The following is a 21,174-nucleotide window of genomic DNA, read 5'->3' as shown; positions in this document are numbered from 1 at the left end:
GAAACCTCCTAATTCACTATGGACAAAATTAATCTGGCAAAACAATTTGCTGATCGTTTACGTGATGCCATGATCGCAGCAGGATTTAATTCGCAACGTTCTACTTCAGGTATCTGCATCCATAAGCTGTCTGAAATTACAGGATATTCCGTACAAATATGTCGCAAGTACCTCCGGGGAGAAGCCATCCCGGAACCTGTCAAATTGATGGAAATTGCGGCTACACTTCATGTGTCACCAGGTTGGTTATTATTTGGAAACTCGCCACATGATCAAGGAGTTGCTCGAGAAAAAGTAACGGTTAATAAAAATTTGCTTCACTATCTCTTCTCCAGAGCATCATGTCTTTATAACAGCACGCTCGCGGAACAAGAAATACCTAGTTTTTTAATAGAATTAATTAACGACGTTAGTCTAATTAATGCGGATGAAGAGCAGTCTAAAAAAATTATTGATTTAGCTTTAGCTTCAGTAAAACACTTTAGCCATTCGCATGGAACCTAAAGATCGCCAAATAATTCAACAACGTAAGACTGGCCAGGGGCATCGACTTTTCAGATAGTCTCTAGCCCCAGGTAAAAATGAACTGCATGAATTATATTTCGAAAGACTTGACGTAATGTTCAATATTTTTTTCGATATTCTCTTGTCTTTCTCTAATAACCTCATTCATTTCTTTAAGAAATTGTTTCACTCCATCCATATTGAAATGACGATGATGTTTGTTTGCATAATTAACAAATTGTTGAGCGATTTCCCTGCAATGCTCTGGAGAATATTTGTTATCACCCTGAAGTCCCTCTTGATACATTTCTCTCAATGCTCTTTCAACTCGAGGGCCAGTCAGTTTCTCTTCTCTAACACGAAGAGCAATTTCTCCAGGATAACTTGCTTTAGCAGTTGGCTCTGCATTTCTCTTAAAGAGAGGGTGTTGTGATTTTTCACTCAGCACGCTTTTGTGAGATTGTCTTGTTTCCGTATAATCTGATGCAGCAGTAATTGCGGTTTCAAGGGTTTCTTTGGAAAAAAGATGATTTATTTTGAGACCGTATACATCGAATATTCCACAAACTTCCGCTGAATTGAGTACATCCATCATTTCTGACAAACTATGAAAACCTGATTTGCAAGTAAATGCCACGAAAGTCTGGATGATATTATCCATATCTTTTTGTAACGTAGGACTTTGCTGGTTTTCTTTAGCATACTCATTTAACACGGCTGCCAAGGTGTAAGCGGTACCAGAGACTGAATTAATAAAAGGAACATCCACATTTTTAGCAGAATATCCGTCTTTAACTGTTCGCTTGATTAAAAAACTATCCGTAATACTGCCTTGAACTGCTTGCTCTCTACGTTCAACTAAAGGCATTGGGGTGTTTGCTTTGATGATGCCAGGATTTTGCGAATAACCAACATCTTTTGGTATACGTTCTATACCTCTGTCTTTAAAACCAGATAACGCATTTTCTTCATGCCGCATCTCTATTATTTTATCTAAAACAACTGCTGTAGCGCTCCCTTCTTCACCAAATCCCCTTATTGCAGAAATGACCATTTCCATATCATTCAAATTATTAACTTTTCTAAGCTTTGAAAAGCCTTGTTTTTCCGCGTAGAGCTTATTGGCACCCACCATAAACTTGGCAAGACGGTCAAGGCTGTCTTGATGATCTGTCGTGTCAAGAGTTTTCCACTGCTCAGTAACGAACTTATTTTCAAAATACCGTCTACTTTCTACGTGCTCAGGCTTACTGTTTTTAGCCGCTTTTTCAGCAGCTTGTTCAAATAACTTGGCAATACTTGGGTCCTTTAGCGTTTTGGCTGCGGCAATAAGTTTTTCAACAGCACCAGTATAATTGACCTCTAGATAATCAACTTTAATTGCACCAATCGCTTCTTCTATTGATTGTTCTTCTAGTGTTTTGTTTTCAATTTTGAGTATGTCTAATGCAATTAAAATAAAATCAGATGTATCGATTTTTGCATTTTCTAACATTTTTCTTAGATCGCTAGTTCTGCGGGGCATTTTAAACTCCCATAAAGACTGTGTATAATTATATTCAAGAGCATATTATGCACACTTCATGTAAGCACAATGCTGAGTGGCTTATTTTAAATTACATAGATTAAGAAAATATTAAGAAGTATTGCTTTGGAACATAAAAGATTAAGGATTGAACTATATGAAAAAATTTTTGCAGTCTGAAGCTATTTTTCAGTGCATCGAAATCAATGATATCGATAAGTTAAAATCCGAAATAGATAAATACTCCAAAGCAGAGCTTGTAAAACGTTCTTCTGGTTTAATCAGGCTTGAAAAAAGTGTAAGAAGCTATAACCTTTTAGAAGCATGTTGTCTTGTCGAAAATGAAGATGCGCTTCGCGAATTGTTGTCAAGGGACTTGCCCTGGGAGGCATCTCGAATCAAGGGAGCAGCACATCTTGCTGCGACATCTAAAAAATATTCATTAATTAAATTGCTGATGAAGTATGGCCTTACGGTAAATGAAGCTTTGTTAGACGCATGCCAAGCAAATAATATAGGGCTGGTAAAAAATATATTACTTGAACATAGTGAGAAAATTGACCTCAGCAATTGCGAACCATTATTCAGTGCGGCCGCCCATGGATATCTTCCTATTCTTCAGATATTGGAAGAAAATGGTTTTGATTTACATGCTGACCAAGACAAAGCGTTGTGTTTTGCAGTTCGAAGCAATCATATTGATTGTGCTAAGTATTTAATTTCAAAAGGTGCTAATGTAAACACCCAGAACGAGCTACCATTAAAAACGGCCATTGTTAATGGCGATTTAAATATGCTCAATGTGCTGTTAGATAAAGGAGCGGAGCTTGTATGTGTAGCTGAGGATGAATTTGTTACTCTAGCAGAGCGCTATAAGCAATCTGAAATTGCCAATGTATTGCGCACCAAACTGGCACAAATGAATATTTTACCTCATCTTAATACCAAACAAAGTACCCATGCATCGAGTGTAGACAGTTCGGCAGCAGAATCAGCTCTACGCTTGCAGAAACGTTATGGAGATACGCTAAGTCCGGCGTTAATCCATGCAACGATCAACGAAATAAACTCGTGGGGTACTGGTTTAGCAAATTCAAAATCTCAGGAAGACTTAGCTGCTCATAGAGCTCTGGATGACATTTTGAAAGGAATTGAAATCCATGCCAAGACAGGTATTCCTTTAAAAAAACTTTTGATTTTAACTTGGATTGCTATTCATGATGAAAAAAATAGACAGGGGGAGTTAGCTGAGGCTCTCAAGATGTTGAAAGAGGGTTTATATGAGATTCAAAGAGGATATAACCTACTAGAAGGTGATAAAGATATAGGGGGTGAGGATATCGATATTTGTCGCGATGGAAAATTGAATAAGTTCATGGAAAAATTAGTAGGAATCCATCCCGATGTAACGATCGACTTTGTCACAAAAGAAGTTGCTTCCTATAAATTACAGGCTGTTGTTAGGGAGGAAGCAAAGAAGTTTATTCAGTCATCTTCTCCTCTATTAGTTAATGGCATGTTCCGGCAAAAACCTACAATGGAAGACATTTGGGACTCAATTCGTGAACAAGTCAAAAAGAGAATGTTCGAAGAGTTTTCTGTTTTATTTAAATCTTATGATGATGACGATTTTAACTCATTTGTAAACATGGGAATTTATGTTGTCTTGGACAGTGATTCCTCTCAAAGTATGTCATCAGAAGCCCCCCCAAGAAATAGCTCTAAGAGTTAAGTAAGCCTTTATTTAAATCATGGATATGGGAATTATCCCTCTTTGTTCGCGCTGCCATAGTTCTCCGCTTGCCTCAATAGTGGTATAATTGCGATTTAAAAAAACACTCTGAGCTTTATATGTTACTCCATTATCTTTTCATCATAGGCATTTGTGTTGAAGCAATCACCGGTGCATTGGCAGCCGGTCGCAAGAAAATGGATTTTTTTGGCGTCATGCTCATTGCCAGTATTACTGCGTTAGGCGGTGGAACAGTAAGAGATGCACTATTCAATACTTATCCTCTGACCTGGGTAACACATCCTGAATATCTGCTGTATACCTCATTATGTGCATTCCTGACCATATTTATTGCCCATTCATTGATCCGCATTATGAAAATATTTTTAATCCTTGACGCACTGGGATTATCGACTTTCGTGATTATTGGCACCCAAAAAGCATTGAATCATGGTTTATCCCCAAGCATCGCCATTATTAGTGGTATGCTCACAGGCATTTGCGGCGGCATGTTGCGGGATATTTTATGTAATGATATCCCTCTGGTGTTAAGAAAGGAACTCTATGCAGTGATTGCTCTTGCTGGGGCATTGCTATTTATTGTTCTCGATTATTTTCATATCCCAGAAAACATCAACATCATCATCACATTAATCAGTATTTTCACCGCACGTCTACTGGCTATTTTCTTTCACATTGAAATACCCATATTTGACTATTCAGAGAGTATTAAAAAGCGTAGACGGAAATCATAGGGATAGGGAACTGTAGTCTAGAATGTAGTGAAGGCAACTGCCATTAATCCCCTCACATCTGCTCTAACAAACACCTTCCCCCCTATGGGGAGAAGGGAAATTTCTGCGTTTCACTAAGGCTACTTATCAAACTTCTTTTACTTCGAGAATGCTCACTTCCTCAACTGGCACATCTGCATGGCCCATTCGTTGTCCTGTCTTTACTTTGGCAATAGCATCCACAATATCCATGCCTTCAACGACCTCACCAAATACACAATATCCATATCCTTGCATATGATCACCGCTGTAGTTTAAGAATGCATTATCAGCAACATTAATGAAAAATTGCGCTGTTGCAGAATGAGGATCCATAGTGCGTGCCATTGCAATCGAGCCACGTTTATTTGGCTTCGCATTTTTTGCTTCATTCTTAACAGGCTCATTCGTAGCTTTTTGCTTCATATCGGAGTCCAGTCCACCACCTTGAATCATAAAACCTGCAATAACACGATGGAAAATTGTATTATTATAAAAACCACTGCGCACATAATTAAGAAAATTTTCTGCTGTAGCTGGAGTATTTTCTGTATCTAATTGTATATGGATATCACCTTTAGATGTGCTAATTACAACCATTTTATCTCCTGTTATTTTTTAGATTAATTGATGAACCCCATATAAAAAGCCTTGCTTTTTACTGGATCATGTCTTCGTTAATGACGTAAACAGGCATAAGATGCCTTTTAGTTCGAACTTTCGTTAATTATCAACTCGCGCATTTTATCACAAACATCGTGCATTACATGAACATTATGAATACTTGCCAAAGCAGTAAATAAATTTGTTTTTTGTTTTGCTAACTGATGTAAGTAAGAACGTGAATAATTTTGGCACGTATAACAAGAACACTGTGCCATAATTGGCGACATATCTTCAGCAAAACATGATTTCTTGATTTGAATTCGCTCATTCTCATATTCACTGGAAAAACGTAACCAATTGCCTTCTCGGATTAATTCACCACAATATAAAGAACCATGACGTGCGTTTCGTGTTGGAGCGACACAATCAAACATATCGATTCCTTCGGCAACTACATCCAAAAGATCCTGTGGCGACATGCCAACACCCATGGTATAGCGTGGTTTGATTTCCGGTAAATACTCGCGCACCCAACGAATGACTTCAACGGTGGTTTTCATATCAAAACCGATTGTCTCTCCACCAATTGCAATACCCTCGGTATTCATTGAAGCGATAAAATCCGCACTTTCACGGCGTAAATCTTTAAAAGTTCCACCTTGAATAATTCCAAATAGTGCTTGTTGGTAACCATATCGTGAGTTGGGATGTTGTTGGTGATATTGTATGGATTGCTTTAACCAACGATGGGTGCGATTCATAATGTGCTGCACTTCATCTTTAGTACAACTATCTGGCGTACACTGATCAAAAGCCATGATAATATCCGCACCAATAATCTTTTGCGTTTCCAGTGACATTTCAGGGGTCATATGGATCAATCGCTGGCTACCAGGTAATGTAAAGTGAGCTCCTTGCTCATCAATAGTACAAATTTCTTTGTTCTTTGAAAGACTAAAAACCTGAAACCCCCCGCTATCGGTTAACATTGGACCGTGCCATCCCATAAAAGGATGCATCCCTCCTGCTTTTTCAATAACTTCCATCCCTGGGGCACACAACATATGGTACGTATTCCCACCTAAGATAATTTGGCTGTGTGCGTCTCGCAACTCTGTAGGAGTCATATTATTTACACCAGCGCGAGTACCAACTGGCATAAAAACCGGGGTAATAAATTCACCATGGGCGGTAGTAACACGTGTCACTCGTGCCTGGGTTGCGGCGTGTTTGTGTAACACCGTGCAAGAAAAAGTATTCATTTACTAAAAATAGTTCAAAAATGGCGATAATAGCTAAGTCAAACGTGGATTACCAGCATTAGTCATGTTAATCATGAGTCAATCTATGATATTATGCGCAAAACCAATGGAAGTATGGTCCTATTCATCTCAATTCTAAAAAGGATAATATATGTCCAGTTCAAATTCTAATTTATTCATGATTGACTTAGAAGGTATTGAACTTTCAGATATTGAACGGGAAATCGTAAAACATCCTAATGTAGGAGCCATAATCCTTTTCACGCGTAACTTTATAAATCCTCAGCAATTAGAACGTTTAATTCGTGAAATCCGTGACATCAATCCCAATATTTTTGTCGCAACCGATCATGAAGGTGGTTTTGTGCAACGTTTTTCACGACATGGATTTCGCTCCTTGCCTGCATCCCGCCTTTATGGTGATGTATATGATCTAAATCCCGAGGTCGGGATCAAACTTGCAAGACAATATGGCGAACTTATGGCCAAAGACTTGATAAATTGTGGTATTGATTTAAGCCTCGCACCAGTGCTTGATTTACATGACCAAAGCCATGTTATTGCTCGCTTGGATCGCGCCTTCCATCATGATCCTGATGTAATTATTGCTTTAGCAAGCGCTTTTATCGAAGGCATGAGTGCAGCCGGCATGCCTGCCGTCGCCAAACATTTTCCAGGCCATGGCTCGGTCAATGCGGATTCACATGTTTCCATGCCGGTTTCACATGCCACAATGGAGGAGCTGAAAGCAAAGGATTTAAAACCTTTTATTGAGCTTTTTAATAAGAGGCTACTCAACGCGGTCATGCCTGCGCATGTAACTTACAAGACAATTGATGCCAACAAACCCGCTGGTTTTTCAACAATTTGGTTGCAGGAGATATTACGCAATGAACTCCAGTTTGAAGGCTTAATTTTAAGTGATTGCTTGAGTATGACTGGTGCCGATATAGGGAATTTAATGACTCGAGCAGAAGAAGCACTTAAAGCAGGTTGTGATATGCTGATCGTCTGCCACCAACCACGCCCTGTATTACTTGAATTATTACAAAAAATCACGTACTCCCAATCATCAGAATCAGTCGCTCGGATTACTCATTTTAAAAATCAAATGCTTCGCTTTGCCTATCCGGAAAGAAATCAACTCAAACCCTATTTATCAGAACGAGCACAGGAAAAGGCTTCCGAAGTTGTTAGCCAAAATCAGCAGTTCAACACTTCAGAAACGATTTAATTATAGGCTTAAGGTAAACCGAGATTTTTTGCCATCATCCCGAGTGAAGCGAAGGCTCTTACCACTGTGCAGCACCATGGACAACCCTCGCAACACTGGGAATGATTCCGCTGCGCAACCAGGCTACAAAGTGCAACCAACTAAAAATGTTCTTGTCGAAGCCTGCGTGAACTGGTCTGCCAAAATAAGAAACATCCCATTAGGGCCATGTATAAAAAGTACATCGCACACCATCCTGGCATCGAGACTCCAAGCAGACGCCAAGTGACCTCGGCACAATCCCCAGTTCCTAAAAATAAAGCTTTTAGTACCGTTTGCCATGGTAAATAGCGCATTAAAATATCCAAACTGGGCATACAAGCGGGGGCTTGGCCTGCAGGTAAGGACTGTAGCCATAATTGTCGTAAAGAAAAATATAAGCCGGCACATGCAATGATTATTTGTAAGAAACTAATAATACGGGCCCTTTTTAAGGTTCGAAAACTAAATCCCATAACCGCTAATAATAATAAGACACAAAGCCGTTGCATGATGCATAAAGGACAAGGAACAAGGCCAACAATATATTGAAAATAAAAAGAAGCAAATAATACAAACACAGTCAGAGCTGCATTGAAGGTTTGAATTTTTTTAAAAGTAATTTTTCTCATGATTTTGGCAACATATAAGATATGGCGGCTCGAAGATCATCATCACTGCATTTAATACACGTTCCTTTTGCAGGCATAGCATTCAACCCTTTTATTGAAGAAGCCAATAAATCATTTAATTCTCTCCCGGCTAAACGCGGTTTCCAATCCTGTTCATTCCTGAATTTTGGTGCTCCCGCAAGACCATCTCGATGACAAACAATACAATACTTTTGGTAGGTTTCTTCGCCAGGCTCTTTTTTTGCTGCAACTTCGCTCACTGCTTTATTATCTGCCTGAGCTTGACCTTGTACAGAGACTTCCCCTACAGGTTGAATTCTTAATTGCATTTCTCGTTGTCGCACTTCATCACAGGCATATACCGCAAATGAAAAACAAAACAATAACATTGAAAACTGCAACCTCATGCCCGTACACCCCATGATAATAATTTAGGATAATACCCAGAAGTGAATTTTTTTTCCAGCACGATTAAAACCAAATATGGGGAAAATCATTTTATTTTCTTGAAACACGCTTCAATCTATAATTGGTGCTTTAAGTAAATGCATTTCATTCATGGCAAAATAAGTTATAAGGATTAGATATGTCAGATTCTACTGCGCTGGAACCTATTTTACTCATTGCCGATCCTAAAATTATCGCCATCCCGGTAATTGATAATCAAGAGCCAATGATCGATTTAATAAATCATCCGGGAATTAGCTATGGCCCTTCTCCAGAAATACCGAATAATACTGATTACACCAAAATGCGAAAAACAATTTATGAAAAATTAAAAAACGCCCAATCCTTGTTACCTACTGGATTACGTTTTTGTTTGTATGAAAGTTATCGGAGTCTCACCCTACAAAAATCGCTTTTTGATACACGTCATGAGAAAGTCAAAAAGAAACACCCGGAATGGTCTGCCGAACAGATTTTTACGGAAACAACGCGATTGGTTTCCCCAGTAATCAACCAGGACGGCTCACCCAATATCCCGCCTCATTCAACAGGCGCCGCGATAGACGTTTACCTAATCAATGAGCAAGGAGAGGCCATTGAAATGGGAATTCACCCAAAAGATTGGATGGACGATTTGGATGGCTCTCTTTCACTAACTGCGTCAGAAATTATTACTGAGGAAGCAAAGCAAAATCGGAAAATCATGAGCCAGGCATTAGAGGCCGTTGGTTTTGTTAATTATGGTAATGAATATTGGCATTGGTCTTATGGAGACCGTTATTGGGCTTATTATAAACAAAAACCTTATGCGCTTTATGATAGTTACAAATAATTTTCTCTTATAGTCTGTAGGAAAGGCCTTGGCCCAACAAAAAATTTCGTACTACATTCGTCTTTAAGTACATGTTGGGCCAAGGTTCCAACCGACATCAAATTCAATAAAACACGACCACCCTATTCGACAACTCTTTGAAAATTAGGTTATATTTCAGTAGTTGTTATTCATTATGGATGTACCACAATAAGGAAATGATATGGCAAACACACACGAAATTTACACCCCAAATGCGATAAGACGCAATTGGGGTTGGCTTTTAGGATTGGGAATACTACTTGTTGCTCTGGGCTGCATAGGCTTGAGCATGGTCATTGGCCTAACTCTGGTCAGTATGTATTTTTTTGCAGCATTATTAATTATCTCTGCAATCTCTCATTTTATTGATATTTTCAAACACCGAGACTGGAAAGGAATATTCTGGCAAGCAATAATTGCAGTTTTATACCTGATTGGTGCTGGTGTTGTCATTTATGATCCCTTTTTAGCATCCACTTTAATTACTGCACTCTTAGCAGGCGTTCTAATTGTTATTGGTATCACACGAATCATTTTGGCCTTATCTTTAAAAGAAGCTCAGGGCTGGGGTTGGCTCTTATTTGCCGGAATCCTCGCCATTATCCTCGGCATCCTAATCATCATGCAATGGCCAGTTAGTGGTTTATGGGTTATAGGAATGTTCATTGCAATTGATATGATTGTTAATGGTTGGACTTATATTTTTATTGCTCTTTCTGTGCGTGCATCCATATAGTGAACATAGTATGATACTGCATCTTTTTTTAAATGCAGTATCCTATGAGTTCAAGAACATTACGTATCGCAACACGTCAGAGCCCATTAGCCTTATGGCAAGCCAATCATGTTCGAGATTTACTGTTAAACAAAAGGCCAAATCTGCAAATAGAATTATTACCTATGAGCACATCTGGGGATAAGTTTCTTAAGGATAAACTTCAGGTTATTGGCGGGAAAGGTTTATTTGTAAAAGAGTTAGAAGAAGCTTTGTTAGATAAGAGAGCTGATTTTGCTGTTCATTCCTCAAAAGATATGCCTGCAGAATTCCCTGAGGGCCTTGAGCTCGTTGCGATTTGTAAAAGAGATAACCCATTCGATGTCTTTGTCAGCTACCAACATAAGGATCTGCACTCTCTGCCAGCTCAATCTATTGTTGGAACCTCAAGCCTTAGACGACAATCGCAATTATTAGCGTACCGGCCCGATTTGAAGGTTAAATCCTTACGAGGAAATATCAATACCCGACTTGAAAAACTCAAGTCAGGAGAATATCAGGCAATTATCTTAGCTGCTGCAGGTCTTGAGCGTATGGGCTTCACCGAGGTCATAACAGAGCAATTATCTGCTCAGATCATGCTTCCTGCTTGTGGGCAAGGGGCTCTAGCAATCGAATGCAGAAGCGATGATGCAGAAACTCGGGCACTCCTTGTCGAACTCAACGACCCCATATCGTCTATTTGCGTGCATGCTGAGCGTAAGGTCAATGCACTCTTAGGTGGTAATTGCCATGTACCTTTAGCAGTTTTTTGCTCACCCATGGTGAATAATCAACTTGCCTTAAAAGCAAAAATTTTAACTCTTGATGGTTCACAAATCATACAGAGCATGCAAACTGGTCCATTAGAGGAGGCAACAAACTTAGCCGAACATTGCGCCCAATCTTTGCTGGCACAAGGTGCAACAAATCTTCTTGCATCAGTTCCAAAATGAAAAATTCACTATCTGGCTTACGTATTTTAAATACTCGCCCACGTGGCCAAGCGAGTCAGTTAAGCGAAAGTATCCGTGACGCAGGAGGAATAGTAATTGAACTTCCCGCGATAGAAATTAAGGGGACCAACACTCATTGGCTCAGTTTACTACCCAATTTGAAAACGATAGACCAAGCCATTTTTATTAGTGCTAATGCGGTTGATTATTGTTTTACTCAATTAAGCCAACACCAGATCGAATGGCCATCTTCCGTTCAAGTCATTGCAATTGGCCAAGGAAGTGCGGCAGCACTTCACGAATTCAACATCCAGGTGAGTGCAATTCCCGAGGTGCCTGACAGTGAGCATTTATTGGCATTAAAAGCGTTACAACAACCAGAAAAGCAAAACGTGCTACTATTTAAGGGAGAAGGAGGCAGGCCACTTATTGAGGAGCAGTTAATACAGAGAGGAAGTAACTTGCTTGTTCTCGAGGTGTATAAAAGAGTTATTCCTCAAATGAGCACTCAATTTGTGCAATCGATATGGCGCGAAGATTTAGTGGACATTATACTGTTAACAAGTGAACAGTCCCTGCATAACCTTTTTAAACTATTTGATAAAGAGGCCCATGATTGGCTACGTAATAAAAAATGGCTGATGATTAGTGAGCGGCTGGCTCAAGTTGCCTCTGCATCGGGTATAACAGATATTAGGATATGCCACCCTAGCCGGGTGATGGATACATTGTTTGACTACGTAAACAAGGATTAATTTATGGCAAACGGCAACGAAGAACAAATACAAAAAACAAAAAAAGCACCTAATACGACGCAAGTTGAGAAAGCAAAATCAAAAAGTAATTCCTCTGTTTCTAAAAATAACTATCTATTCACCGTATTCGCGCTTTTTGTTGCCTTAGGCGCCTTAGGGATTGCTGCCTATACCTTTTCTCTGAATAAGCAATTGCACGATCAATTAAACACAGCACAAAACAGTTTCGCCACCCAGTTACAGCAACTCGAACAAAAACAAGAGCAAACTCTAGAGCAAATCAATACTAAAACAAATAATGCCGAAGAAATACAGACTCAATTACAAACTAAATTTGAGAACTTAAGCAAACAATTGCAAACTGCAATGAGCCAAAGGTTTTATCAAAACCAGGATTGGATTCTTCTCAAAGCACGTTACTATCTTGAATTAGCTCAAATCAATGCACATTGGAGTAATGGTGTTGATGCAACAATTGCTTTATTGGAACAAGCCGATCAGCTCTTAAAACAATTAAACAATCCTAAGATTTTTAATATAAGGCAGGCAATAGCCAAAGATATAGCACAAATGCAAGCCTTACCCTCTGTAGATGTTGCCGGTTTACTAAGTCAATTGGATGCGGCTCAAAACAGCATTAATGATTTGAGCATTCCACTACCTGTAAGTGAGAAGCCTGCTACCGAAAATGCAACGCCTGCACCCAATAATTCTTCTTGGCGATCCCGTTTACAAAGCAGTATGACCGTGCTGGAAAAGCTTGTTGTAATTCGTCGACATGATCAGGAGATAAAACCACTGATGTCTCCCTTATTTGAGGCCATATTCAAAGAAAAGCTCCGTCTAAATCTCCAAGAGGCACAATGGGCAGTTCTACATCACAATGCCTTTGTCTATCAATTGGTTCTAAAACAGGCGATTAATAATCTGAGAATGAATTTTAATAAAGAGACACCAAATACAGCTGCTTTAATCAAAGAGCTCACTGATTTACAGCAGGTGAATATAACTCCAAAAAGACCTGAACTAGGCTCCGCTCTCCCTATGCTCAATGAATTGATTGATGCAAAGAGGACACCTGTAAATCAATCCTCAACCGAGGAAAATAGCGCAGGAGGAAATTAATAATGCTTCGTCTTCTCTTTGCTTTTTTGATTTTACTGGGTGCTGTAGCATTAGGAATTCAACTGAATAAAGATCCCGGTTACGTTCTCATTGCAATCAACCACTGGACTATCGAAACAACAGTTTGGGTCGCTGTTTTTGGCCTGATTATTTTGTTCGTAATCTTGTATCTTATTCTGCGTTTATTCCAGCAAATTTCCCGTACTCCAAGTACATTAACTCGATGGCACTCCAAGCGACTGTCTCAAAAAGCACAAGCAATTACTCGTAAAGGATTCATTGAATACAGCGAAGGCTATTGGCTCAAAGCAAAAAATCATTTAATTCAAGCCTTACCCAACACAGATACACCCTTACTTAATTATTTGACTGCTGCTCGAGCAGCCCAAAAAATGGGAGACAACCAATTACGGGATGATTATTTGCGTGAAGCGCAGCAATCAATGCCTGAAGCCAAAATTGCGGTGGAATTGACGCAAGCAGAATTACAACTTGCAAATCATCAATGGGAACAGGCTCTGGCAACCTTAAAACATTTACATGATATAGCACCACGTCATCCATATGTTTTAAAACTTATCATGCAACTTTATCAAGAAGTAAAAGACTGGCCACAACTGATTACCATTCTACCTGACTTAAAAAAATATCAGGTTGTTAATCCCCAAGAGTTTGCGTTATTGCAATATAATGCTTATTTACAAAGAATGATTGATCTAGTAAAGCAAAATCAAGCAGAAGCCGTACATACTTTTTTTCATTCACTACCTAAAACTTTAAGTGATGAACCCAATATCATCGCCGAATACATTCGTTTCTTATTAAAGAGGGCAGACTATACTACCGCCAATGATTTATTGCGGCGTGCACTGCGTAAAGACCTTAGCCCCCAATTGATTAGGCTTTATAGTTTATTACCCACAGATGAAAAACAACTCTCTTTTGCCGAAGGATTACTGAAAAAACATGCTCATTCAGCAGCACTCTATTTATGTTTAGGGCAAATTTGCATGAAACGTAAATTATGGGGAAAGGCTAAATATTATCTTGAAAAAGCCAATGAGATTGAACCTACTGCTCTAGCCTACGAAATTCAGGGGCAGTTGCATGAAAAACTGGGTGAAGAAGCACTTGCGTGTAAAAGCTATAAACAGGGTTTAGAGTTAATTACAAAAGAGGTCTACACCGAGAACAATTAATTCGATCAGATAACGTCACCTCGAACAGCGAGAGGATCTCCAGCATGAGAAATAAAATGCACAAAGCAGAAGATCCTTCGTTGTAACTCCTCAGGATAAAGTAAATTTATCTATAAAAATTTTGGATGATGACATGCATCATTACAATTTATTTTAGTCTTCTCTACCTGAATGGTGACATGTTGAATGTTAAAGTCATGGCGTAATTGCTCAACCCATTCGGACCTTAATGCATCAGAAAGTTCTGCATCAGGCATATATAAGTGAACTGACATGGCATTTTCTTGGGTGCTGAGAGCCCAAATATGTAAGTCATGGAATCCTTTTACTCCTGGCTTACCCAATAAAAAATCACTAACAGCAGTCCAGGAAATATTTTCTGGAACTCCATCGATAATAAGTCTGAAACTTCCAGCAAATAAGGACCAAGTTCCTTTTAATATAATTAATGCAATGCATAAACCAACTATTGGATCTATCCAAAACCAACCAGTCCAATACAATAATGCAGCAGATAGAACGACGCCAACAGAAACCAAAGCATCATAAAATAGATGTAAATAGGCAGCTCGAATATTCAAGTCTTCAGAACCACGAGCAAACAGTAGTGCCGTAGCAAAATTAATTATTATTCCCACTCCTGCAACGATCATTACAGAAAATGCATGAACCTCTGAGGGCGAAAATAATTTGTATACTGCATCTGTAGCAATAATTCCGCATGTAAAGACTAATAAAATTCCATTTGCTAACGCAGAGAGAATGGATATTTTTTTTAAACCATAGGTAGCCTTCATCGTAGGTGCACGCTTCATCAGTACCGTAGCAATCCATGCTAAAACTAAACCCAAAACATCACCTAAATTGTGAAACGCATCAGCCAATAAACTGGTCGAATTAGATAAATAAGCAAAAACTATCTGTAAAATCACAAAAAGACCATTAGCGATTATAGAAATGATAAATGCTCTACCATAAGTGACCGCAGCATTGTGCCCGTGATGGTGATGTGAATCACCATGTGAGTGAGTACTCATAAGGCTCCTTCGTCTTTTGGTTCTTCAGTATAATAGTTTATACCGATTTTAATTCGATCACGTTCTTTTTGTTTGCGCCAAGCATTGGTATCACGTAAAGAATACACACATCCACAATATTCTTGCTTATAAAATTCCTCGCGTTTTGCAATTTCATACATACGCTCCGAACCACCATTTTTACGCCAATTATAAGTCCAGTATTCTAAGTTGGGATATTTACTTGCAGCACGAATGCCACAATCATTAATTTGATTCATATCTTTCCAACGGGAAATTCCCAAGGAACTGCTGATTACTGGAAAACCATGCTCATGAGCATATAAAGCGGTTCGTTCAAAACGCATATCAAAACACATGGTGCAACGTTTACCACGCTCTGGTTCCCATTCCAAACCTTTGGCTCGAGCAAACCAGTTGTCTTTATCATAATCTGCATCGATGAATGTGATATTGTGTTTTTGTGCAAAATTAATGTTTTCGTTTTTTCTGATTTCATACTCTTGAACAGGATGAATGTTCGGATTATAAAAAAAGATTGTAAAATTTATCTCTGAACTAATAAGCGCCTCCATAACCTCACCAGAACAAGGGGCACAACATGAATGCAGTAATAACTTGTCTGCAGCGTTAGGTAATTCCAATCGCTCTCTTTCTATCATTTGGGTACATCCGGTAAATTTATAAAATGGTGACGATAATATACCAATTCTGCAATCGAATCTTTAATATCATCCAATGCAAGGTGTTTGGATTCTTTAACTACTCCATTCAACAACTCAGGCCGCCAACGGATCGCTAATTCTTTCAGCGTGCTCACATCCAAATTTCGGTAATGAAAAAACGCTGCAAGTTCTGGCATGTATTTGTATAAAAATCTCCTATCCTGGCAAACGCTATTACCACACATTGGTGATTTTCCTTTATCCAAATACTGTTTTAAGAAATCGATAGTTAATTGTTCTGCTTGCTTCTCACTAATTTGGCTTTCCAAAACGCGCTTGACTAAGCCGGATTGCCCATGTTGTCTGGTATTCCAAGAATCCATACCATCGAGTAAAGTTTTAGGCTGGGAAATAGCAAAAACGGGCCCCTCAGCAATTACATTTAAATGAGGATCAGTCACAACTGTAGCAAGCTCGATTATCCTGTCTTTTTCAGGTTCAAGCCCTGTCATTTCCAAATCTATCCAAATTAAATTTTGATTATTTTTCATTTATCATCCAGGAGTTTAATATCAGTTCAACACATGCCACTCGTCTTTGATGTAACGCATGTTTAATTGCTTCACCCTTATAACCTTCAGTGATAAGGGCTTGGCTATTCACTTTAGCACATTCCGTAAGCAAATAACTCCATAATTTACCTTGTCGGTAATCAATATTTCGGCCACAGCCCTCTGCATCGGATTGACAAGCAATTAACATATTATAGAAGAGATTAGGGCGGCGAAATGCATCACTTTGCTCTAAAAGCTTCACAATAGTACTTGCTTTTAACTCAAATAAGCGATGTATATTCAAATGAAATCGCGAGGTCATCCTTGCAAGGGCACGATACTCATTGGGGATACGTAGTCGAGAACATAAACTCTCAATAATAGCCACTCCACGCTCCTCATGGCCATGATGACTTGGCCAATTGTGCATCGGTGACAAAGCCTTACCTAAATCATGCACCAAGGCGGCAAAACGGACTACGGGATCTGGAGATAAACTTGCTGCTGCATGTAAGACCAGCAAAGTATGAATACCACTATCTACTTCATGATGATACCGATAAGGGTTGGGAATACCAAATAATGCATCAATTTCAGGTAAAACCACGCGTAATGCATCACAGGAACGCAAAGTACCGATAAATTGCTCTGGATTTTTTTCCGTCAAGCTTTTCTGCCATTCTTGCCAGACTCTTTCAGCAACCAAATGAGTCAATTCGCCTCTTTGAACCATCGTATATATTAATGAACGGGTTTCATCCGCCAATTTAAAGCCTAAATGATGAAAACGCGCCGCAAAACGAGCAACACGCAACACGCGTACTGGATCCTCTACAAAAGCAGGAGATACATGGCGAAGTAACTTAGCCTCTAAATCCTTTCTCCCCTGATAAGGATCAACAAGGCACCCCTGCTCATCCATCGCCATAGCATTAATTGTTAAATCGCGGCGTGCTAAATCATCTTCCAAAGTTACTGTTTTACTAAAATTGCAGGAAAAACCATAATAACCTGGAGCAGATTTTCTTTCAGTTCGTGCTAAAGCATATTCTTCACTGGTCTCTGGATGCAAAAAAACAGGAAAATCACGCCCAACCTGTTTGAATCCTTTTTTTAATAAATCATCGGGACTCGAACCAACTACAACCCAGTCCCGTTCATTTACTGGGAGACCCAATAATTGATCACGAACAGCACCACCAACCAAGTAGACTTTCATTAATTTTAATTTACCTTCATACTGTATGATTATTTAGCTCTGATTTGCCTCACCGAGCTAAGAATATTTAATGATTATATTATAGATCCGAACTATGAGTAAAAGACGTATTAGTAAGCAACAAACTGCACGCATTGAAAAAATCCAACGAAATTATCATGAAAATAAAAAAAATCATGAGGATTTAGCTGATGGCCTAGTGATTACTCGATTTAGCAGACATGTTGAACTCGAAGACCATGAGGGAAAACATGTTCGGTGTTCGATTAGACCCAATTTGGAAACATTAGTTGCGGGAGATCGGGTAATTTGGCAAACAGAAGGAACGAATCAAGGTGTAGTAGTCAGTCTTTACCCTCGCAGCAGCGTTTTGGCAAAACCAACCAGCTCAGGTGCGGTTAAGCCCGTTGCAGCAAACATTACACAACTCATCATTGTGATCGCACCCAAACCCGAAATCTCCTGGCCGTTACTTGATAGCTACTTAGTGATGGCAGAAACACTACACTTGCAGGCCGTAATTCTATTGAATAAAACGGATTTGCCTTGCGAAGCCCTAAAAGAACAGTTACTTCTTGATTATGGGAGGCTTGATTATCCAATCCTGCAAACAAGTAAATGCATTCCTGATGGCTTAGAAGCGCTGAAAAATATATTAAATCATCAAATCAGTGTATTTGTAGGACAATCTGGAGTAGGGAAATCGTCACTTATTTCCAATATTTTGCCTCATGAACAAAATATTTCCATAAATGCCCTTTCGGAACTATCCGAGTTAGGCAGGCATACTACCAGCAACTCACGCTATTATCATTTGCCCAGCGGTGGTGCCTTAATCGATTCTCCGGGAGTTAGGGAGTTTAGTTTATGGCATATTGATGCTACAGAAATCGCTCGTGGCTATCCTGAGTTTTGTCCCTATCTGTCACAATGCAAATTTCGCAATTGTACGCATAAAAATACGCCTCATTGTGCCATTATTCGAGCAAAGAATGAGGGTTTTATTTCAGAAAGACGATATGAAAATTTTATTAAGCTCTGCACTCAATACGCCAAATAAAGTTTAATTTTAGTTAAATAAAAAACCAGACCAGATCGTTTGAGCCACACTCCACCCCTCCTCGTCATTCCTCGGGGTGGCAGGAAACGCACAGAAAACCCCATGATTTCATGCGAGTATAATTTAAGCAAGCCTCTACTAGGTATACTGACCTATATAATAATCATGTATGGGCCGTCCACAATCCTTGACATTATCTTTTTGTGCTGCGCTTAGAATGGGATGGCTTATTTTCATTAAGTAATTACTGATTTTCTCTCCGAAACTAGGTTCAATATTAAGCTTAGATAATTGAGTTTTATACTCGCTCATCATTGCCTCAACATCTTTTATACCATCAGTCAAATGAAATAATTTTTTATGATCAAGTTGGGTAAGTAGCGGGAAAAACGCTGATGATGAAGATGTTGGACGTTGGCATAGCTCAGATACTTGTCTATTGATATATTTGGTACAATTGCTGAGAAAATTTGATTTCGCTATTTTCGGATCACATGTTGAAATTAATCGTAATATATAGACGCGGTGATCCTTAGTTAATGCTTCTAGAAACTCAGTAAACAAAATATTCACTCGCAATTGCTTCATGAGATCATTTTGATTTTGGGCATAAGTTTGAATTATGTCATCCAATAGTGAATTGATCTGCTTTTGAACCGACTCATTCCTTGTATCAAAAAGCTTCAAGGCATTAAACAATATTTCAGGTTCAAACCAATAAACACCGAGTTCGTTTAACTTACAATTCTGGACAAGCTCCAACCATTTAATTGTTGAATTACTACGAGTAAACCATGTATACCAAGTATTATCTTCACTTGCAGGAATAACTATATCCTCAATAATCTTGGCATAAGCGTCCTCTAAAGCTTTAGGTTTATTTGCCGCAATTAATGGCAACAAAATAGTAAAAATTCCATATGCTTCAGGAAATACTGTATTTTTTTTATCCCATAAACTGTGTGTTTGTCGAGTAAAGAAAATGGAAAGTTCAAACTGGGTAGTAAGTAATGAAACAAGTAACTTACAACAATTTACAAAAGCATCCGACGGAACAACTGGTCGTTCTGCATCTTTAATGTCTTTGGATAATCCTTGATAAAAAGGACCTAACTCTTTACTTACGGCCTTTAAATCAGGATTAATATCAAATAACCATTTGCTTAACGTTTGGATTTCATAATCCAGATCCATAAAATCATTAGCTGTATAAAGATTAATAAATAGATCGAGCATATATTGCTCATCCTCTTTATACGCAATTTTTGTACCATACAAAAAATTTACATCTGCTAATTCATAACGGTATAAACGAGCAAATAAACTCCTTACTTCATTTTTAAACAAGGAAAAATCTAAGCTATGAGCCCGTAAATAGTAGTAGCGTTCGATCAATGCGAGCATATGAGGAAGTAAGGCTATAGGCATATTCCCTTGGGCGCTTAAATTAACAAAGACTTTTTTACGTAAGAGATCCCAAAAGTTTTTGAAATGTTCATCATCTACACTTACTTCGCAAGCAGTTACTTTGCATAATTTTAAACGGGCTAATTCATCTATTGTAACTGCAGTTAATTTTCTTTCTGATCTATAAGTTGATAAAGTAAATTGCCAATTCTCTAAGTGCTTACAAAAACTCCATTTTCGGTATAAAGTCTTGCCACCGTGACCTAGATAAAAATTAAAGAGATTTACGGTTTCGTTCAGCGATGAAAAATCATTCAAATCTTTTTCATTGCTTAAAGTTGGGATTAATATTTTTAAATAATTAATTTTGGCTAGAGGAGCAAGTTCTTTTGCTAAAGCTATCCACGCCAGGTTAGAAGCAGATGGATTACGGGTATAGTCATCATCTTTATCGACTATCGCTTCCCATCGACTTTTATAGCACGTAAGAAGAAAATGAAGGTCATCACTGGTTAATTTAGAACCAGCTGGCTTTTTAGAAAATCGCTCTGAAAGACATTCAGATAGCACTTTATCACACGGAATCGGTGTGCCTTCCTTTTCAAGCGTTTTGATAAAATCCAAAATTTGTTGGACTAACATAAGCTACAACCTATCCTAAATAAAATTAACTTAAACTAAAGTTTAATAAAAATCAATTACATGAACCCTGATGAGGGCGCAATTAATGAGCAACAAATATAAAATAAAAGCAAAAAGTTATAATTTTAATTTGATTAACAGGAGAAACAACAAACTTAAAATCCATATCCTTAGTCCAAGCATGCTCTGTTACTGAAGTTTATTATTCAAAATGA

Annotated in this window: 21 protein-coding genes; 11 read left to right on the top strand and 10 right to left on the bottom strand. The window is 38.6% G+C overall.

Annotation, left to right across the window (positions count from 1 at the left end; all coding sequences use genetic code 11):
• The first annotated feature begins 18 nt into the window (after nt 1-18).
• Nucleotides 19-504: a helix-turn-helix domain-containing protein gene (locus OQJ26_RS06535; RefSeq protein WP_265703086.1), complete on the top strand. Its 486-nt coding sequence runs from the start codon at nt 19-21 to the stop codon at nt 502-504.
• Nucleotides 505-595: 91 nt separating this feature from the next.
• Here the strand turns inward: OQJ26_RS06535 and OQJ26_RS06530 are convergent, their stop codons facing one another.
• Nucleotides 596-1,999, bottom strand: a complete 1,404-nt coding sequence (locus tag OQJ26_RS06530; protein WP_265703085.1) for a hypothetical protein — start codon at nt 1,997-1,999, stop codon at nt 596-598.
• A gap of 187 nt (nt 2,000-2,186) precedes the next feature.
• On the opposite strand from OQJ26_RS06530, the gene OQJ26_RS06525 reads away from it, so the two are divergent.
• Together OQJ26_RS06525 and OQJ26_RS06520 are read left to right on the top strand one after the other, a co-directional pair.
• Nucleotides 2,187-3,761, top strand: coding sequence for an ankyrin repeat domain-containing protein (locus OQJ26_RS06525; protein WP_265703084.1), 1,575 nt, complete (start codon nt 2,187-2,189; stop codon nt 3,759-3,761).
• A 119-nt stretch (nt 3,762-3,880) separates the two neighbouring features.
• Nucleotides 3,881-4,516 carry a trimeric intracellular cation channel family protein gene (locus tag OQJ26_RS06520; protein WP_265703083.1) on the top strand — a complete coding sequence of 212 codons (636 nt, stop codon included), beginning with the start codon at nt 3,881-3,883 and terminating at the stop codon, nt 4,514-4,516.
• A 126-nt stretch (nt 4,517-4,642) separates the two neighbouring features.
• Here OQJ26_RS06520 and OQJ26_RS06515 read toward each other — a convergent pair whose 3' ends face one another.
• Both OQJ26_RS06515 and tgt read right to left on the bottom strand, forming a co-directional pair.
• A complete protein-coding gene (locus OQJ26_RS06515) occupies nt 4,643-5,134 on the bottom strand; it encodes a peptidylprolyl isomerase (protein WP_265703082.1) in 492 nt (163 codons plus the stop codon).
• A 107-nt stretch (nt 5,135-5,241) separates the two neighbouring features.
• Nucleotides 5,242-6,402, bottom strand: coding sequence for a tRNA guanosine(34) transglycosylase Tgt (gene tgt, locus OQJ26_RS06510; RefSeq protein ID WP_265703081.1), 1,161 nt, complete (start codon nt 6,400-6,402; stop codon nt 5,242-5,244).
• A gap of 151 nt (nt 6,403-6,553) precedes the next feature.
• Between tgt and nagZ the strand changes: the two genes are divergently transcribed.
• A complete protein-coding gene (nagZ, locus tag OQJ26_RS06505) occupies nt 6,554-7,636 on the top strand; it encodes a beta-N-acetylhexosaminidase (protein ID WP_265703080.1) in 1,083 nt (360 codons plus the stop codon).
• Nucleotides 7,637-7,776: 140 nt separating this feature from the next.
• Here the strand turns inward: nagZ and OQJ26_RS06500 are convergent, their stop codons facing one another.
• Nucleotides 7,777-8,286: a disulfide bond formation protein B gene (locus OQJ26_RS06500; protein ID WP_265703079.1), complete on the bottom strand. Its 510-nt coding sequence runs from the start codon at nt 8,284-8,286 to the stop codon at nt 7,777-7,779.
• Nucleotides 8,283-8,693, bottom strand: coding sequence for a c-type cytochrome (locus tag OQJ26_RS06495; RefSeq protein ID WP_265703078.1), 411 nt, complete (start codon nt 8,691-8,693; stop codon nt 8,283-8,285). The genes OQJ26_RS06500 and OQJ26_RS06495 overlap by 4 nt, the downstream gene beginning before the upstream one ends.
• A gap of 179 nt (nt 8,694-8,872) precedes the next feature.
• Between OQJ26_RS06495 and OQJ26_RS06490 the strand changes: the two genes are divergently transcribed.
• The 6 genes from OQJ26_RS06490 (at nt 8,873) to OQJ26_RS06465 (ending at nt 14,375) form a co-directional block, all read left to right on the top strand.
• A complete protein-coding gene (locus OQJ26_RS06490) occupies nt 8,873-9,565 on the top strand; it encodes a M15 family metallopeptidase (protein ID WP_265703077.1) in 693 nt (230 codons plus the stop codon).
• A gap of 202 nt (nt 9,566-9,767) precedes the next feature.
• Entirely contained in the window at nt 9,768-10,322 is a 555-nt protein-coding gene (locus OQJ26_RS06485; RefSeq protein ID WP_265703076.1) for an HdeD family acid-resistance protein, read from the top strand.
• A gap of 44 nt (nt 10,323-10,366) precedes the next feature.
• On the top strand, nt 10,367-11,296 hold the full coding sequence (gene hemC, locus OQJ26_RS06480; protein WP_265703075.1) for a hydroxymethylbilane synthase: 930 nt from the start codon (nt 10,367-10,369) through the stop codon (nt 11,294-11,296).
• Nucleotides 11,293-12,051: a uroporphyrinogen-III synthase gene (locus tag OQJ26_RS06475; protein WP_265703074.1), complete on the top strand. Its 759-nt coding sequence runs from the start codon at nt 11,293-11,295 to the stop codon at nt 12,049-12,051. Before hemC ends, OQJ26_RS06475 begins: the two co-directional genes overlap by 4 nt.
• Before the next feature lie 3 nt (nt 12,052-12,054).
• Entirely contained in the window at nt 12,055-13,176 is a 1,122-nt protein-coding gene (locus OQJ26_RS06470) for a uroporphyrinogen-III C-methyltransferase (RefSeq protein WP_265703073.1), read from the top strand.
• Between the two features lie 2 nt (nt 13,177-13,178).
• Nucleotides 13,179-14,375, top strand: a complete 1,197-nt coding sequence (locus OQJ26_RS06465; RefSeq protein WP_265703072.1) for a heme biosynthesis HemY N-terminal domain-containing protein — start codon at nt 13,179-13,181, stop codon at nt 14,373-14,375.
• A gap of 110 nt (nt 14,376-14,485) precedes the next feature.
• Here OQJ26_RS06465 and OQJ26_RS06460 read toward each other — a convergent pair whose 3' ends face one another.
• From OQJ26_RS06460 to OQJ26_RS06445, 4 genes are read right to left on the bottom strand one after another with little or no spacing between them, the layout of a single operon-like run.
• Nucleotides 14,486-15,412: a cation diffusion facilitator family transporter gene (locus OQJ26_RS06460; RefSeq protein WP_265703071.1), complete on the bottom strand. Its 927-nt coding sequence runs from the start codon at nt 15,410-15,412 to the stop codon at nt 14,486-14,488.
• Entirely contained in the window at nt 15,409-16,074 is a 666-nt protein-coding gene (locus tag OQJ26_RS06455) for an epoxyqueuosine reductase QueH (protein WP_028380689.1), read from the bottom strand. Before OQJ26_RS06455 ends, OQJ26_RS06460 begins: the two co-directional genes overlap by 4 nt.
• The gene (orn, locus tag OQJ26_RS06450) at nt 16,071-16,628 is read right to left on the bottom strand and encodes an oligoribonuclease (RefSeq protein ID WP_265703070.1); all 558 of its coding nucleotides are present in this window, start codon (nt 16,626-16,628) and stop codon (nt 16,071-16,073) included. Before orn ends, OQJ26_RS06455 begins: the two co-directional genes overlap by 4 nt.
• Nucleotides 16,618-17,850 carry a multifunctional CCA addition/repair protein gene (locus OQJ26_RS06445; protein ID WP_265703069.1) on the bottom strand — a complete coding sequence of 411 codons (1,233 nt, stop codon included), beginning with the start codon at nt 17,848-17,850 and terminating at the stop codon, nt 16,618-16,620. The genes orn and OQJ26_RS06445 overlap by 11 nt, the downstream gene beginning before the upstream one ends.
• Before the next feature lie 94 nt (nt 17,851-17,944).
• Between OQJ26_RS06445 and rsgA the strand changes: the two genes are divergently transcribed.
• Entirely contained in the window at nt 17,945-18,910 is a 966-nt protein-coding gene (gene rsgA, locus OQJ26_RS06440; RefSeq protein WP_265703068.1) for a small ribosomal subunit biogenesis GTPase RsgA, read from the top strand.
• 138 nt (nt 18,911-19,048) lie between these two features.
• On the opposite strand, the gene OQJ26_RS06435 is transcribed toward rsgA, so the two are convergent.
• A complete protein-coding gene (locus OQJ26_RS06435; RefSeq protein ID WP_265703067.1) occupies nt 19,049-20,959 on the bottom strand; it encodes a hypothetical protein in 1,911 nt (636 codons plus the stop codon).
• Nucleotides 20,960-21,174: the final 215 nt, after the last annotated feature.

Origin of the sequence: Legionella sheltonii (assembly GCF_026191355.1) — a bacterium.
GTDB lineage: Bacteria > Pseudomonadota > Gammaproteobacteria > Legionellales > Legionellaceae > Legionella > Legionella sheltonii.
The sequence above is the reverse complement of the archived record's forward strand: the minus strand, read 5'-3'. Positions and strand labels throughout refer to the sequence as shown.